This is a genomic window from Geomonas sp. Red276 (genome assembly GCF_054784495.1).
Genome location: NZ_BLXW01000005.1, coordinates 99,510 through 113,239, shown reverse-complemented (window position 1 = coordinate 113,239; position 13,730 = coordinate 99,510). Strand labels below are relative to the sequence as shown.

At 61.5% G+C, this 13,730-nt stretch carries 15 protein-coding genes; 11 read left to right on the top strand and 4 right to left on the bottom strand.

Features of this window, described 5'->3' with window-relative positions; all coding sequences use genetic code 11:
- Positions 1–24 precede the first annotated feature (24 nt).
- The 4 genes from ACYVL5_RS05560 to ACYVL5_RS05545 all read left to right on the top strand — a co-directional run bounded on the left by ACYVL5_RS05560 (position 25) and on the right by ACYVL5_RS05545 (position 2,599).
- Positions 25–762 (top strand): ATP-binding protein, encoded by a 738-nt coding sequence (locus ACYVL5_RS05560; protein ID WP_460594563.1) that lies wholly within the window; start codon positions 25–27, stop codon positions 760–762.
- Positions 763–953: 191 nt separating this feature from the next.
- Positions 954–1,562: a peroxiredoxin gene (locus ACYVL5_RS05555; RefSeq protein WP_460594562.1), complete on the top strand. Its 609-nt coding sequence runs from the start codon at positions 954–956 to the stop codon at positions 1,560–1,562.
- A gap of 247 nt (positions 1,563–1,809) precedes the next feature.
- The gene (locus tag ACYVL5_RS05550) at positions 1,810–2,220 is read left to right on the top strand and encodes an exosortase system-associated protein, TIGR04073 family (protein WP_460594561.1); all 411 of its coding nucleotides are present in this window, start codon (positions 1,810–1,812) and stop codon (positions 2,218–2,220) included.
- 1 nt (position 2,221) lies between these two features.
- Positions 2,222–2,599: an exosortase system-associated protein, TIGR04073 family gene (locus tag ACYVL5_RS05545; protein WP_460594560.1), complete on the top strand. Its 378-nt coding sequence runs from the start codon at positions 2,222–2,224 to the stop codon at positions 2,597–2,599.
- Positions 2,600–2,748: 149 nt separating this feature from the next.
- Here ACYVL5_RS05545 and ACYVL5_RS05540 read toward each other — a convergent pair whose 3' ends face one another.
- A complete protein-coding gene (locus tag ACYVL5_RS05540; protein WP_460594559.1) occupies positions 2,749–2,997 on the bottom strand; it encodes a hypothetical protein in 249 nt (82 codons plus the stop codon).
- Between the two features lie 294 nt (positions 2,998–3,291).
- On the opposite strand from ACYVL5_RS05540, the gene ACYVL5_RS05535 reads away from it, so the two are divergent.
- The 7 genes from ACYVL5_RS05535 to obgE all read left to right on the top strand — a co-directional run bounded on the left by ACYVL5_RS05535 (position 3,292) and on the right by obgE (position 11,041).
- Positions 3,292–5,787 (top strand): TIGR03960 family B12-binding radical SAM protein, encoded by a 2,496-nt coding sequence (locus tag ACYVL5_RS05535; protein ID WP_460594558.1) that lies wholly within the window; start codon positions 3,292–3,294, stop codon positions 5,785–5,787.
- Positions 5,788–5,865: 78 nt separating this feature from the next.
- A complete protein-coding gene (locus ACYVL5_RS05530) occupies positions 5,866–7,353 on the top strand; it encodes an Rne/Rng family ribonuclease (protein ID WP_460594557.1) in 1,488 nt (495 codons plus the stop codon).
- Between the two features lie 172 nt (positions 7,354–7,525).
- Complete coding sequence (gene purT, locus ACYVL5_RS05525; protein ID WP_460594556.1) at positions 7,526–8,704, top strand: phosphoribosylglycinamide formyltransferase 2; 1,179 nt, start codon at positions 7,526–7,528, stop codon at positions 8,702–8,704.
- 156 nt (positions 8,705–8,860) lie between these two features.
- Positions 8,861–9,163: a Rieske (2Fe-2S) protein gene (locus ACYVL5_RS05520; RefSeq protein ID WP_460594555.1), complete on the top strand. Its 303-nt coding sequence runs from the start codon at positions 8,861–8,863 to the stop codon at positions 9,161–9,163.
- Positions 9,164–9,308: 145 nt separating this feature from the next.
- Positions 9,309–9,617, top strand: coding sequence for a bL21 family ribosomal protein (gene rplU, locus ACYVL5_RS05515; RefSeq protein WP_460594554.1), 309 nt, complete (start codon positions 9,309–9,311; stop codon positions 9,615–9,617).
- A gap of 72 nt (positions 9,618–9,689) precedes the next feature.
- Positions 9,690–9,947 carry a bL27 family ribosomal protein gene (rpmA, locus tag ACYVL5_RS05510; protein WP_460594553.1) on the top strand — a complete coding sequence of 86 codons (258 nt, stop codon included), beginning with the start codon at positions 9,690–9,692 and terminating at the stop codon, positions 9,945–9,947.
- A gap of 77 nt (positions 9,948–10,024) precedes the next feature.
- A complete protein-coding gene (gene obgE / locus ACYVL5_RS05505; protein WP_460594552.1) occupies positions 10,025–11,041 on the top strand; it encodes an Obg family GTPase in 1,017 nt (338 codons plus the stop codon).
- A gap of 78 nt (positions 11,042–11,119) precedes the next feature.
- Here the strand turns inward: obgE and ACYVL5_RS05500 are convergent, their stop codons facing one another.
- The 3 genes from ACYVL5_RS05500 to ACYVL5_RS05490 form a co-directional block, all read right to left on the bottom strand.
- A complete protein-coding gene (locus tag ACYVL5_RS05500) occupies positions 11,120–11,566 on the bottom strand; it encodes a HEPN domain-containing protein (protein ID WP_460594551.1) in 447 nt (148 codons plus the stop codon).
- Positions 11,529–12,155 (bottom strand): hypothetical protein, encoded by a 627-nt coding sequence (locus ACYVL5_RS05495; RefSeq protein WP_460594550.1) that lies wholly within the window; start codon positions 12,153–12,155, stop codon positions 11,529–11,531. The genes ACYVL5_RS05500 and ACYVL5_RS05495 overlap by 38 nt, the downstream gene beginning before the upstream one ends.
- A 90-nt stretch (positions 12,156–12,245) precedes the next feature.
- Positions 12,246–13,655, bottom strand: a complete 1,410-nt coding sequence (locus tag ACYVL5_RS05490; protein ID WP_460594549.1) for an NADH-quinone oxidoreductase subunit N — start codon at positions 13,653–13,655, stop codon at positions 12,246–12,248.
- Positions 13,656–13,730: the final 75 nt, after the last annotated feature.

The following is a 13,730-nucleotide window of genomic DNA, read 5'->3' as shown; positions in this document are numbered from 1 at the left end:
TTCTAAAGCTCCAAGGGGATGAAGATGATCAGAAAAATTGTGCATATCGACCAGGACAAGTGTGACGGCTGCGGACTCTGCGTGCCGTCCTGCGCGGAAGGCGCCATCAAGATCGTTGACGGCAAGGCGCAGATAGCCGCCGACAACCTCTGCGACGGGCTCGGTGCCTGCCTCGGCGATTGCCCGCAGGACGCCATCACCATCATCGAACGGGAGGCCGACGCCTTCGACGAGGAAGCGGTCGAGAAGCACCTCCATACCCAGCCCCAGGCCGCCGCGCCGCAGAAGCCGGCTCCCGCGCCCCATCACGCCGGCCACGGCGGTTGCCCCGGCTCCCGGGTGGCCTCATTTGCACCGGCTCCCTCGGCCGCCCCGGCGGCACCGGGCGCCAAGCAGCAAAGCCAGCTCGCCCAGTGGCCCGTCCAGCTGCACCTCGTGCCGGTCTCCGCGCCCTACTTCCAGGATGCCGACCTCCTCATCACCGCCGACTGCGTCCCCTTCGCCTACGCCGACTACCACCGCGACTTCCTGGCCGGCAAGGCCGTCGTGGTCGGCTGCCCCAAACTCGACGACAACAACGCCTATCGCGATAAGCTGACCGAGCTCTTCCGGGTCTCGTCCATCAAATCCATCACCGTCTTGCGGATGGAAGTCCCCTGCTGCGGCGGCATCGTCATGGCCGCACGCCAGGCGCTGGCCGCCTCCGGGAAAGAGATCCCCTTCAAGGAGGTCACCATCGGCATCCGCGGCGACGTCAAGTAGGCGCCCATACAACTCTCCTCCCCTTCCGGAAACGGTCGGGGTTCCCTGGCCGGTCCCTAACCGGCCTTTTTTTCGTCTAAATTTTCTACGGGACAAAAAGGATAATTTTTGTCTTTTTCCATTGACAAGGGATTAGGAGGCTGGTACAGTTTCCCCCATTAGAACTTATTTCCGAGCAAAGGAGACAGCGAATGAGCCTTACCACCCTGGTTACCAAAGAAGCTCCCGACTTTACCGCCCAGGCCGTTATGCCTGACAACACTTTCGCCGAGATGACCCTTTCCAACTACCGCGGGAAGTACGTCGTGCTCTTCTTCTACCCGCTCGATTTCACCTTCGTCTGCCCTTCCGAGATCCTGGCCTTCAACAAGCGTCTGGCCGAGTTCAAGGAGAAAAACTGCGAAGTGATCGGCGTGTCCATCGACTCCCGCTTTACCCATCTCGCCTGGAAAAACACCCCGGTCGACAACGGCGGCATCGGGAACATCCAGTACCCGCTGGTCGAGGACCTCAACAAGAACATCGCCCGTTCCTACGGGATCCTGCTCAACGAGTCGGTCGCCCTGCGCGGCCTGTTCCTCATCGATACCAAAGGCGTCGTCCGTCACTCGGTCATCAACGACCTCCCGCTCGGCAGGAGCGTCAGCGAGGCGCTGAGGATGCTGGACGCGCTCCAGTTCGTCGAGACCCACGGCGGCGAAGTCTGCCCGGCCAACTGGCAGGAAGGTGACGAAGCTATGAAGGCATCTAACGAAGGAGTAAAAACCTACCTGAAGAGAACTCACGGTAGCGGCAAATAAATTTCGTTCCGGATCCTTCTTCTCGAGACGGCGCGGCCCTTGGCAGGGGGCCGCGCCGTTTCTTTTTGTAGCCCCTTGGGCGAGCCCCCCTTCCTGCAACCTCTTTAGGGAAGGCTCCCCCCCCCAGAGAGCCCCTTGCAAGCCGGCCTCTCCAGCGCCGTAAATCCCCTTGCGGCTTGCCAATGAGGGGCAACTATGTTAAAAGGACATAGCTTTTAACCGCCAGGTACCCGTGTGGAGGAAGACGATGCGTAGGAACGTCATGCTGTTTCCCCTGTTGCTGGTCATGCTCTCTGCCACACCGTCCTTTGCCCTGGACGAACCGCAGCCGGAGGCGATCGCCGAGAAGATGGCGTTCAAGCTCGTGCGAGGCGTGACCAACACGGTAACCTCGGTGGTGGAGATACCCAAACAGTCCTACCTGATGGCACGGGACCGCGGCGGCATCGCTTACGTGGTCGGGCCTCTCAAGGGACTCGGGATGGGATTTTACCGGTTCTTTACCGGCCTTACCGAGACCGTCTTCTTCGCCGTTCCGCAGCCGGGGTACTACGACTCCATGATCCAGCCGGAATTCGTCTGGCAGGGTTGGGATGAGAAGCGGGTCGAGCCGCGGCAAAAGAGCCCGGAACAGAGTGCCGAGAACAAGGGGGAGTAACATGAAGATGGCACGCCTGACGCTGCCGGCGGTGGTCCTGGCCACCTGCCTGCTGACCTGCGCACCTTCGGCGAGAGCGCTGGAAAGCCAGACCATCGAAAACGCCTCCGCCCAGGAGGTTGTGGACGGGATGGCCAACAAGTTCGCCCGCGGGGTCGCCAACATCGCCACCGGCTGGCTCGAATTCCCGAAACAGATCGTGAACACCTCCAAGGAGGAAGGGGTCGGCAAAGGGATTGCCGTCGGCCCGCTCAAGGGTATCGGCATGACCCTGGTACGGACGATTTCCGGCGTGGCCGAAACGATGACCTTCTTCGTGTCGACTCCGGGGTTCTACGATCCGCTGATCGATCCCCCGTACGTGTGGCGCAAGGAGTAGAAAGGGTAACCTGGAGCGGCCATAGCGGCCGGTGACCGAGAGGAAATGGCAAGGGGGGATCTTGATCCCCCTTTTTTGTGGGCAAAAGCTGGACGAAAAAAAAGGCCGCATCTTTCGATGCGGCCTTTTCGAATTCTCCGGAAAGAGAATTACTTCGCAGCCGGAGCGGCCGGAGCAGCCGGAGCTTCTTCTTTCTTCTCGGCTTTCTTCTCAGCTTTCTTGGCTTTCTTGGCTTTCTTTGCTTTCTTGGCTTTCTTAGCCGGAGCTTTCTTCTCAGCTTTCTCTTCTTTCTTCTCAGCGGCCGGAGCAGCAGCCGGAGCAGCGTCAGCAGCGAAAACAACACCAGCGAAAGCAACAGCAACGAGAGCGGCAACTACGGAGGACAGAACTTTTTTCATTTTGAATCTCCTTTGAGAAATGTTAGATAGCCTTTCCATTAGCACGCGGCATGCCAAATTTTCATGAATGTCACAAATCCCTGTTTCTTTGCACTTTTCATGAGAAGAATCCGCTAGCCACTGTCGCCACCGCACCAAACGAACCCGATATCCGCCAATGAATACCGCAAATGAGGTATACTCATGATAACTTTGGCCGGCCAGCTTCTCCCTGCGCCTCGGGCATATTGCTTGCCAGCGGGGAAGCATATTTGGTAATATGGCCGGTCATTGTAAAAGAAATTCGGGGGTTTTTTGAGCGACAACCTGCTTTTGACAGTTGAGAAGCCCGCCCGCTACATGGGCGGCGAAATGGGTGCCACCACCGGGAAGAGAGAGGGGATCGGTTTCGTCCTCGCCTTTCCCGACGTATATGAGATAGGGATGAGCCACCTGGGATTGCAGGTGCTCTACGGTGTATTGAAGGGAGTTCCCTGGATCGCCCCGGAACGGGTGTATGCCCCGTGGCCGGACCTGGAGGCGATCCTGCGGGCAGAACAGCGGCCGCTGACCACCCTGGAAGGCGGGCTCCCGCTCGCCTCCGCCGACATCCTCGGGTTCACGCTGCAGTACGAACTTTCCTACACGAACATACTCAACATGCTCGACCTGGCCGGGATCCCCCTGCTGGCGGCGGAGCGGGACGGCGGCTACCCGCTGGTGATCGGCGGCGGCCCCTGCGCCTACAATCCGGAGCCGTTGGCCGACTTCTTCGACGCCTTCCTGATCGGCGACGGGGAGGAGGCGGTCGTCGAGCTGGCCGACTGCGTGCGGAGCGCCAAGGAGGCGGGTCTCTCCAAGGCCGAGCTCTTGGAGCGGCTTTCCCGCATCGAGGGGGTCTACGTCCCCAGCTTCTTCGAGGTGAGCTACCAGGACGACGGGCGGATCAAGGAGATCACCCCGCTCAAGCCGGGCTACCGGAGTGTGCGGCGGCGCTTCCTGGCCGACCTGGACAGTGCCTACTACCCGACCGATCCGGTGGTCCCCTTCCTGAAGACGGTGCACGACCGGGTCAGCGTGGAGATCTCCCGCGGCTGCACGCGCGGCTGCCGGTTCTGCCAGGCGGGGTACATCTACCGCCCGGTCCGCGAGCGGAGCCCGGAACGGGTGCTGGAGATCGCCGAAGAGGCCTTCAAAAACACCGGCTACGACGAGGTTTCCCTCCTCTCGCTCTCGACCGGCGACTACGGCTGCCTCACTCCCCTATTGAAGGGGCTGATGGACCGCTACGCCGCCCGCAAGAAGGCGGTGTCCCTCCCCTCCATGCGGGTCGGGAGCCTCAGTCCCGAGATGGCCGAGGAGATCAGGCGGGTCAGGAAGACCGGCTTCACCCTCGCCCCGGAGGCGGGGAGCGAGCGGCTGAGAAAAGTCATCAACAAGGGGATCAGCGAGGCGGACCTGCTCGACAACGCCCGGGCGGTGTTCGGCTCGGGGTGGCGGCTCATCAAGCTCTACTACATGATCGGGCTCCCGACCGAGACCATGGACGACCTGCAGGGGATCGTGGATCTCTCCCGCGAGGTGAAGCGGCAGGGGAAATTCGCCGGCTCAGGCGGCGACGTCAACGTCTCCGTCTCCAGCTTCGTCCCCAAGCCCCACACCCCCTTCCAGTGGGATGCGCAGATCTCCGAGGAGGAGATCGTCGAGAAGCAGCGCTGGCTCAGGGGCGCGCTCAAGCAGAAGAAGCTCATCATGAAGTGGCAGGAGTCCTCTCTTTCCGTCATGGAGGGTGTCTTCGCCCGCGGCGACCGTAGGCTGGGCAAGCTCCTGGTGGAGGCGCACCGGGCCGGCTGCCGCTTCGACGGCTGGTGGGAGCATTTCGACCGCGAGAAGTGGAATCAGGCGTTCGCGGCCACCGGCCTCGATCCCCGCTTCTATCACCGCCGGCGCGAACTGGACGAGCCGCTCCCCTGGGACCACATCGACTGCGGCGTCACCCGCGAATTCCTGGCGGCCGAGCGGCAGGCGGCCCTCGTGGAAGCCGCCACACCTGATTGCCGGGACGGCGTCTGCACCGGCTGCGGCGTCTGCGACTTCGACACCATCAGGCTGAGACTCCACGAGGCGGTTTCCTTCGACACCTATGCCTGCCAGGACGCCGGGCAGGAGCCGGGCGAGCAGGGGCAGCGGATCCGGATCCGTTTCGAGAAGCTGGGAAGGATGCGCTACCTGAGCCACCTGGAGATGCTGACCCTCTTCACCCGCGCGGTCGGGCGGGCGGCGATCCCCATCCGCTACTCGCAGGGGTTCCATCCCCACCCGAAGTTCTCCTTCGCCACCGCGCTCTCGGTGGGGGTGGAGTCCTACGCCGAGTACATGGACTTTGAGGTCGAGCAGGGATACGGCGCGGAGCAGCTGCAGACCGCCCTTAACGCCGCCCTTCCCGAAGGGGTGCGGGTGGTGGAAGCGCGGGAGATCGGCCTGAAGGCGCCGGCACTCTCCGTCATAATGGAGCGGGTGCGCTACCGGGTGACCCTCCCCGAGGGGATGGAAGCCGGGTTGGAGGAGAAGGTGGCCAGCTTCCTGGCGCTCGACTCCTGCCCGCTTCGCCGAGAGAAGAAAGGGAAGGTGATCGAGTTCGACCTCCGGGAGGAGCTCTCCGAGCTTTCCGGGACAGGGCGGACCATCGAGATGGTGGTCGGGCGCGGCAAGCCGGCCGAGTACGCCGCCGCCATCCTGGGGGTCTCCACCGACGAGCTGAAAGACGCCCGCCTGGAGAAGCTCGAGGTCATCTTCAGCGACGAGCAGTAACCCCGGCGTGCCCGGGACGGACTCGTTCCCAATCGGTTTATTTTTTAATTTCAAATATATGATGCAGAAGGGGTTTGTATGGGAAACGAGTTGGTCATCAACACAACTTCCCACGAGACCCGTATCGCCCTCATCGAAAACGGCACCATTGCGGAGCTGTACGTAGAGAGGAGCAGGGTCAAGGGGATCATCGGCAACATCTACAAGGGAAGAGTCGTCAGGGTGCTGCCCGGCATGCAGGCGGCCTTCGTCGACATCGGGCTGGAGAAGGCCGCCTTTCTCTACGTGGCGGACGTCTTCGACTCGGTCGAGGAGTACGACACCTTCATAGAACGGGAGGGTGAGGAGCCGGTGCCCCACCCGCTCCACCCGATCGAGGAGCTGCTCCAGGAGGGGCAGGAGCTCTTGGTGCAGATATCCAAGGAGCCGATCGGCACCAAGGGGGCCCGCATCACCGCCCACATATCGCTCCCCGGGCGCCACCTGGTCTACATGCCGACCGTCGACCATGTCGGGATCTCACGACGCATCGAGGACGAGGTCGAGCGCGAGCGCCTGAAGGAGATCGTCGACCGGATCAAGCCGGTGGGGGGTGGCTTCATCGTCCGCACCGTATCCGACGGGAAAAGCGAAGAAGACCTGGTCGCCGACCTCCATTACCTCACCAAGCTCTGGGAAGAGATCGTCAAAAAGAAGGACAAGGCGGGGGCCCCCACCCTGATCCATTCGGACCTGGACGTGACCCAGAAGGTGGTGCGCGACATCCTGACCGAGTCGGTCGAGCGGATCGTGGTCGACTCGAAGCCCGAGCACGACAAGATCGTCCAGTTCATCAGCACCTTCATGCCGAAGATGAAGTACTCGATCGAGCTCTACGACGAGGAGGAGCCGATCTTCGACCACTTCGGCCTGGAGGTGGAGATCAGCCGGGCGCTGGGGCGCAAGGTCTGGCTCAAAAGCGGCGGCTACATCATCATCGAGCAGACCGAGGCGCTGACCGCCATCGACGTGAACACCGGGCGCTACGTCGGAAAGCACAACCTCGAGGACACCATCCTGAAGACCAACCTGGAGGCGGTGAAGGAGATCGCCTACCAGCTGAGGCTCAGGAACCTGGGCGGGATCATCATCATCGACTTCATCGACATGGAGAAGGAGGTGAACCGCGAGAAGGTCTACGGTGCCCTGGAGGAGGCGCTCAAAAGCGACAAGTCCAAGACCAACATCCTGAAGATTTCCGAGCTCGGCCTCGTGGAGATGACCAGGAAGAGGGTCCGCGAAAGCCTCGGGCGGATGATGTGCGAGCCGTGCCCCTACTGCGAGGGAAGGGGCTACGTGAAGTCCAAGATCACCGTCTGCCACGAGATCTTCCGCGAGCTGCGCCGGGAGATGCTGGACATCCGAGGCACCAAGGTGATGCTGACCGTGCATCCGCAGGTGGCCGACCTCCTCTACGACGAGGAGCGCCGCGGCCTGGAAGAGCTGGAGAAAAACTTCAAGAAGCGGATCACCGTCCGCGCCAAGCCCGGGTTCCACCAGGAGCAGTTCGAGGTCGCCGTCAGCTAGGCTCGCCTTGCGCCGCCCTACCCTCCCCCTTTTCTAAGCACGCCCCCCTTGAAAAAGGGGGGCCGGGGGGGATTCGGCACCGCCCGCAAAGAGATACAACCCCCTATATCCCCCTTTCCCAAAGGGGGACTTTTTGAACTTTCACGAGTAGGATTTTCGCAAAGGAGAGGCAATGATCGGAACACCGCTTAAGAAAGGCGCCACCAAGATTATGCTGCTGGGCTCGGGCGAGCTTGGCAAAGAGGTTGTCATCGAGGCCCAGAGGCTGGGTATCGAAGTCGTGGCCGTCGACCGCTACGCCAACGCACCGGCCATGCAGGTGGCCCACAACAGCCACGTCATCGACATGCTCAACCGCGCCGAACTGGAGCGTGTGGTCCGATTGGAGAAGCCGGACTACATCGTCCCGGAAATCGAGGCCATCGACACCACCTACCTCTTGGAGCTCGAAAAGGAAGGGTTCAACGTCATCCCGACCGCCCGGGCCACCAACCTCACCATGAACCGCGAGGGGATCCGCCGCCTGGCCGCCGAGGAACTGGGGCTGCCGACCGCCGCCTATCGCTTCGCCTCCACCCTGGAAGAGTTCCGGGCCGCGGTGGACGCCATCGGCGTTCCCTGCGTGGTGAAACCGATCATGAGCTCCTCCGGGAAAGGGCAGAGCGTGCTGCGCGACCGGGCGCTTCTCGAGCGCTCCTGGAACTATGCCCTGGAAGGGGCCCGCGGCGCCTCCGATACCGTCATCGTCGAGGAGTTCATCCCCTTCGATTACGAGATCACCCTCCTCACCGTCCGCTCCAAGAACGGCACCTCCTTCTGCCCTCCCATCGGCCATCGCCAGATCGACGGCGACTACCACGAGTCGTGGCAGCCGATGGGGATGGATCCGGCCGTCCTGGCCGAGGCCCAAAGGCAGGCTGAGGCGGTCACCACCGCCCTGGGGGGGCGCGGCATCTTCGGCGTCGAGTTCTTCATCAAGGGGGACAAGGTCTTCTTCAGCGAAGTCTCTCCCCGCCCGCACGATACCGGCATGGTCACCCTTCTTTCCCAGAACGTCTCCGAATTCGAGCTCCACGTGCGCGCGATCCTCGGGCTTCCGGTTCCCACCATCGAGAACCTCGGCCCCGCCGCTTCCCACGTCATCCTGGCCGAGGACACGGCCGAAGAGGTCGCCTTCCAGGGAGTCGCCGACGCGCTGTCGGTCCCGACCGCCAAGATCAGGCTGTTCGGTAAGCCGGACACCCGCAAAGGGCGCCGCATGGGGGTTGCCCTCTGCTTCGGCAAAGACACCGACGATGCGAGGAAGCGTGCCGAAGAGTCTGCCCACGCCGTCACCATCGCCAACGTCTAGCTCGCTCCCGGTGCCGATAGTAAATAGTGCCGGCTGAGCAGGTTGCCCGTCGTCCCCTCCCCTTCAAGGGGAGGGACAGGGCGAGGATGGCGGTAGGGGCGGCACCTACGTTGCCACCCTCCGCCCGACCCAGTGGAAACACCAAGGGAGGAATTCATGATTCTCGCTGCCAAAGTTGCTGATGTCCCGGAGTGGGGCAAGAAACTGGTCGAGATTGCCGGCCAGCAGGTCCTGCTCCTGAAGATGAAAGGGGTGGTGTACGCGTGCGAGCGCGAGTGCCCGCACCAGGGAGCCCCGCTGGAAGGTGCCGTCGTCAAGGAGGCCGGGAAACTGTCTTGCCAGCGGCACGGCTACCGCTTCGACCTGAAAACCGGGGCCTGCGAGGGGCACCCGGAATGCACGCTGAAGATCTACCCGGTGGAAATCCGCGGCGACGAGATCTACGTCGACGTGGCGTAAGGCTCCAGGACAGGGGGACAGGCACCTGACGGAGCCAGTCCCCTTACAAAATTTCGCCTGATCCTGAAAACCCCTTGACTTTGGGTCTTTTTCAAGATAAGGTTTGCCGCTCAGAGTAAATCCAGAGTAAAGGTGGTGAAGTCGAATGTACGCAGTAGTCAAAACCGGAGGGAAACAGTACAAAGTTTCCGAGGGCGACTTTTTGAAAGTCGAGAAATTGGAGGGCGCGGTAGGTGATACCGTCGAGATCTCCGAAGTCCTGATGGTTGGCGGCGATAAGGTCGTTATCGGAACACCTTTAGTGCCCAGCGCCTCTGTGGTCGGCAAAATTGTCGAGCAGGGCAAAGACAAGAAGATTCTGGTCTTCAAGTCCAAGCGCCGGAAGGATTCCAGGAAGCTTAACGGGCACCGCCAGCTCAGGACCATCCTGAAGATCGAAAAGATCAACGCCTAATTGGTAATTTTAAAAAAGGCGGCGCGGTACCCGCACTGATAAAGGCGGAACCTCCCGCAGGAGGAAAGTGAAATGGCACACAAGAAAGGCGTCGGTAGCTCCAGGAACGGACGTGACTCCGACGGCCAAAGACTAGGCTGCAAGAAGTTCGGCGGCGAGACGGTTAAAGCCGGCAACATCATCTACCGTCAGCACGGCACCAAAATCCACCCCGGCAACAACGTCGGGCTGGGCAAGGACTACACCCTCTTCGCCCTTATCGAAGGCGTGGTGAAGTTCGAGCGGATGGGTAAAGACCGCAAGAAGGTCTCCGTTTACCCGGCCAGCTAATAGCCGCTACATACCAGTGCAAAAGCCCGGAGCCACAATGGTCCGGGCTTTTGCCGTTTGCATGGGAACCACACGTCATGAGTTTCATCGATGAAGTAAAAATTCACGTAAAGTCCGGCGACGGAGGGGCGGGATGCGTCTCCTTCCGGCATGAAAAGTTCATTGAGTTCGGCGGACCGGACGGCGGCGACGGCGGCAAGGGGGGGGACGTGGTGGTCAAGGTGTCGCCCCAACTCTCCACCCTGCTGGACCTGCGCCAGCATCCCCACCAGAAGGCCGGCAAGGGAAGAAACGGGATGGGGAAGGAGCGCCACGGCGCCAACGGCCAGCCTCTGGAGATCCTGGTTCCGCAGGGAACGGTGATCAAGGACGCCGAGACCGATGAGATCCTCGCCGATCTCGACCAGGCCGATTCCTCCATCGTGCTCCTCAAGGGCGGGCGCGGCGGCCAGGGAAACACCCGTTTCAAATCCGCCACCCATAAGGCGCCCCGCTTCGCCCAGCCGGGGGAGCCGGGCGAGGAGCTCTGGATCAGGCTCGAGCTGAAGCTGATGGCCGACGTCGGGCTATTGGGAATGCCGAGCGTCGGGAAATCCTCCCTGATCACCAAGGTCTCGGCGGCCCGCCCGAAGATCGCCGCCTACCACTTCACCACCCTGGTGCCCAATCTCGGCGTGGTGCGCTACAAGAACTACCGGACCTTCGTGATGGCGGACATCCCGGGGCTCATCGAAGGCGCCAGCGAAGGGGCCGGCCTCGGTCACCGTTTCCTTAAGCACCTGGAACGTACCGGGCAGCTGCTGCACCTTTTGGATCTTTCCTGGATGCCGGAGCGCGATCCCATCGCAGAGTACGAGGCGATCAATCGGGAGCTTGCGCTCTTCAACCCGGAGCTCGCCGAGAAACGGCAGACCGTGGTCATCAACAAGATGGACCTCCCCAACGTGAGGGAGAACCTGAAAGAGATTCTCCCCTACTTCGAGGAGCGGGGGATCAAGGTGTTCCCGATCTCCGCCGCCACCGGCGAAGGGATCGAGGCGCTCCTGGACGACATCGCCCACAACCTCTGGGGCGAGCCGGACGAGACCTGGTAGGAAACCAAAGGTGAAAAAACGAAAGGGGCCGCAAATTGCGGCCCCTTTTTATGTACGACACGACGGCTTAATCTTTCTTCAACCTTCCAACAACTCCGGTGTGTTGTCCATTAGCCACCTCTCGACGTCCCTCAGTAGCGCCTTTGCTTCCTCGATGCAACTCTCCATTGTTCCTTCATCAACTCCATCGCCGGTATAGTCCGTCATATTCCTTCTGCGGCGTAGAGCATCGAGAACCACCATGCGTCCCTTCGGTAGCCCTATCGTCGTCGGAAGAGTCTGGATGACGGTCATGTGGTGTCCTGGACGGTTCGTGTCCGGCCGGAAAACATTAGCCATCAAGGCAACAAGGGCGCTTTGCATGACCGCTTTATACGCGCTGTCAAATCGGGTCTCTGTACTGATTACATCGACCTCGGCGTCGGCGATATTGCGTCGTGCAGCGTTTAATAGTTTCCCCACCTCACTCTTACCTGTCGCGTGAGATTTAAGCTGACCGATCTTCAACAAGTTTTCCAAGGTCATCGGCGCCTCCTAACAGGAAGATTTTGGATTCATCCACTACCCGCCGCACGAACTGATCCTCAGCCGCAAACTTGTCTATAAAACGCTCCCGCGCCATCACCACCGGATTAATTTCACGCCCCAGTCGCTCATGCGTCATAGCCAGAGCCTGTACTGCATCGGAGAAAGAAAGTGTACCAATCAGGAAGACATCGACATCGCTGGTGACGCGTTCTTTCCCCTGTGCTACCGAGCCGAAAATGAAGGCGACGTCGATTCGATCCGATAGCGGCAGCAATGCGTCTCGCACCACATCCGCCAGCCCCGAGGTTTTCATGAAGATTCCGGCCAGTTCCTCAAAAATGGGGCAATTCTTGTTCGCCTGGTAACGGACTTGATTGCCGGCAGCATGGGAGACCAATAACCCCGCCTCGGCTAGAACTTTCAACTCACGGTGGAGTGATCCGGCTGGGACATCGGTAAGTCGAGCAATCTCCCTGACGTGGAAATGCTCGTCAGGGCGTAGGAGGGCCAGCGCCAGGACCCGACGCCGATAGCTACTGAAAAGAGTTTCAGCAAGAGTTGAAGCTTTCATCTCGACCGCCCCCATTGCGTTCTCAAAATTACTACATTTGCAGCATTATTGAGAACAGATTACAACCATCACTTTGGCAGGGTGCCGGAGAGGCATACAAGCACGCTACGGGAGGAGGGCGGCGTCGAGGGCGCGCAGAAGCGGGGAGGGGTAGATACCGATGAAGAGAATGGCTACCGCGGCACAGGTGAGGGCCAGCGATTCGGCCGGTGTACCTGGGTGCGGAGCGGCGGGTGCGGCGCCTTCCGGCTCGCGCATGTAGAGCTGGACCACCACCTTCAGATAGAAATAGGCGGAGATGGCGGCGGTGACGATGCCGATGATGGCCAGGGTGGTTTCGCCGCCGCGGATGGCGGCGTAGAAGATGTAGAACTTGCCGAGGAATCCGGCGGTCGGAGGGATGCCGGCCAGGGCCAGCATCGCCAGGGCGAGTATCGCCCCCCGGAAGGGGGCGGTGTGCCCAAGCCCGGTGTAGGCGGTCAGCTCTCCCCGCTCTTCCGCACCGGAAAGCGAGGCGATGGCGCCGAAGGCGGCCAGGTTCATGGCGGTGTAGATGGCCCCGTAGAGAAGGACGGCGGAGTACCCTTCCCGGCTACCGGTGAGAAGCGCCAACGCCAGGTAACCCATGTGCGCGATGGAGGAGTAGGCCAGCATGCGTTTGATGTTCTTCTGGAGGAGCGCTGCGAGGTTGCCGATCACCATGGAGCCCAGCGAAAGGAGATAGAGCGGCAGGTGGATCTCGGCCAGCGGGCGGGAGAAGGCCAAAAGGAGCAGGAAAAAGGCGGCCGCGGCGACCTTGGAGCCGGTGGAGAGAAAGGCCGCCACCGGCGCCGGTGCCCCCTGGTAGACGTCAGGCGTCCAGAGGTGGGCGGGCACCAGCGAGAGTTTGAAGGCGATGCCGATCACGACCAGCCCCCATCCGGCGGAGACGATGGGGCGGGTGGCCGCCGGAGCGAAGGCGCCGGTGAGGGCCAGGGTGCCGGTCCCGGCGAAGATGAGGGAGATCCCGAAGGCCACGATGGCCGCTGCCACCGCCCCCATCAAGAGGTACTTGAGCCCCGCCTCTCCGGACTCCTCGCGCTCCAGGTCGAGCGAGACCAGGATGTAAAAGGCGAAGGAAACCGACTCGATGGCGAGGAAGAGGATCAAGAGGTTGGTCGCGCAGGCGAGCACGCAGAGGGCGAAGAGGGTGAAGAGGACGGTAGCCTGGAATTCCTCTCCCTTGATGCCGCGACGCTGGTTGTAGTCGTGGGACAAGAGCAGGGTCAAAGTGGCTGCCGCCGAGAAGACGGGGATAAGGAACTGCGATAGCGATGTGAATGCCAGCCCCGGCAAAGTGACGGTGGCGCCTGCCGCCGGATACACCACCGCCCACACGCCGGCGGCGGCCGCGGCGATGACCGCGATCCAGCTGATCGAGCGCGCCTGTAAAAGCGGCCCCGCCAGCAGCACAAAGAGCGCGGCTCCGGCGGCGATCAGGATCGGCATTATGGCAAGCGCATCACTCAGGGACATCACAACTCCTTGGGAGGTTCAACAGATTCGTAGGGTGGGCAGCCCTCTGCCCACCTCTTTTGTCTGATCCGCGTG

What these genes read in the sequence shown, in the direction of transcription:
- ACYVL5_RS05560 (WP_460594563.1), top strand. Translation starts at nt 25, where the DNA reads ATGATCAGAAAAATTGTGCATATCGACCAGGACAAGTGTGACGGCTGC.
- ACYVL5_RS05555 (WP_460594562.1), top strand. Translation starts at nt 954, where the DNA reads ATGAGCCTTACCACCCTGGTTACCAAAGAAGCTCCCGACTTTACCGCC.
- ACYVL5_RS05550 (WP_460594561.1), top strand. Translation starts at nt 1,810, where the DNA reads ATGCGTAGGAACGTCATGCTGTTTCCCCTGTTGCTGGTCATGCTCTCT.
- ACYVL5_RS05545 (WP_460594560.1), top strand. Translation starts at nt 2,222, where the DNA reads ATGAAGATGGCACGCCTGACGCTGCCGGCGGTGGTCCTGGCCACCTGC.
- ACYVL5_RS05540 (WP_460594559.1), bottom strand. Translation starts at nt 2,997, where the DNA reads ATGAAAAAAGTTCTGTCCTCCGTAGTTGCCGCTCTCGTTGCTGTTGCT.
- ACYVL5_RS05530 (WP_460594557.1), top strand. Translation starts at nt 5,866, where the DNA reads ATGGGAAACGAGTTGGTCATCAACACAACTTCCCACGAGACCCGTATC.
- purT (WP_460594556.1), top strand. Translation starts at nt 7,526, where the DNA reads ATGATCGGAACACCGCTTAAGAAAGGCGCCACCAAGATTATGCTGCTG.
- ACYVL5_RS05520 (WP_460594555.1), top strand. Translation starts at nt 8,861, where the DNA reads ATGATTCTCGCTGCCAAAGTTGCTGATGTCCCGGAGTGGGGCAAGAAA.
- rplU (WP_460594554.1), top strand. Translation starts at nt 9,309, where the DNA reads ATGTACGCAGTAGTCAAAACCGGAGGGAAACAGTACAAAGTTTCCGAG.
- rpmA (WP_460594553.1), top strand. Translation starts at nt 9,690, where the DNA reads ATGGCACACAAGAAAGGCGTCGGTAGCTCCAGGAACGGACGTGACTCC.
- obgE (WP_460594552.1), top strand. Translation starts at nt 10,025, where the DNA reads ATGAGTTTCATCGATGAAGTAAAAATTCACGTAAAGTCCGGCGACGGA.
- ACYVL5_RS05500 (WP_460594551.1), bottom strand. Translation starts at nt 11,566, where the DNA reads ATGACCTTGGAAAACTTGTTGAAGATCGGTCAGCTTAAATCTCACGCG.
- ACYVL5_RS05495 (WP_460594550.1), bottom strand. Translation starts at nt 12,155, where the DNA reads ATGGGGGCGGTCGAGATGAAAGCTTCAACTCTTGCTGAAACTCTTTTC.
- ACYVL5_RS05490 (WP_460594549.1), bottom strand. Translation starts at nt 13,655, where the DNA reads ATGTCCCTGAGTGATGCGCTTGCCATAATGCCGATCCTGATCGCCGCC.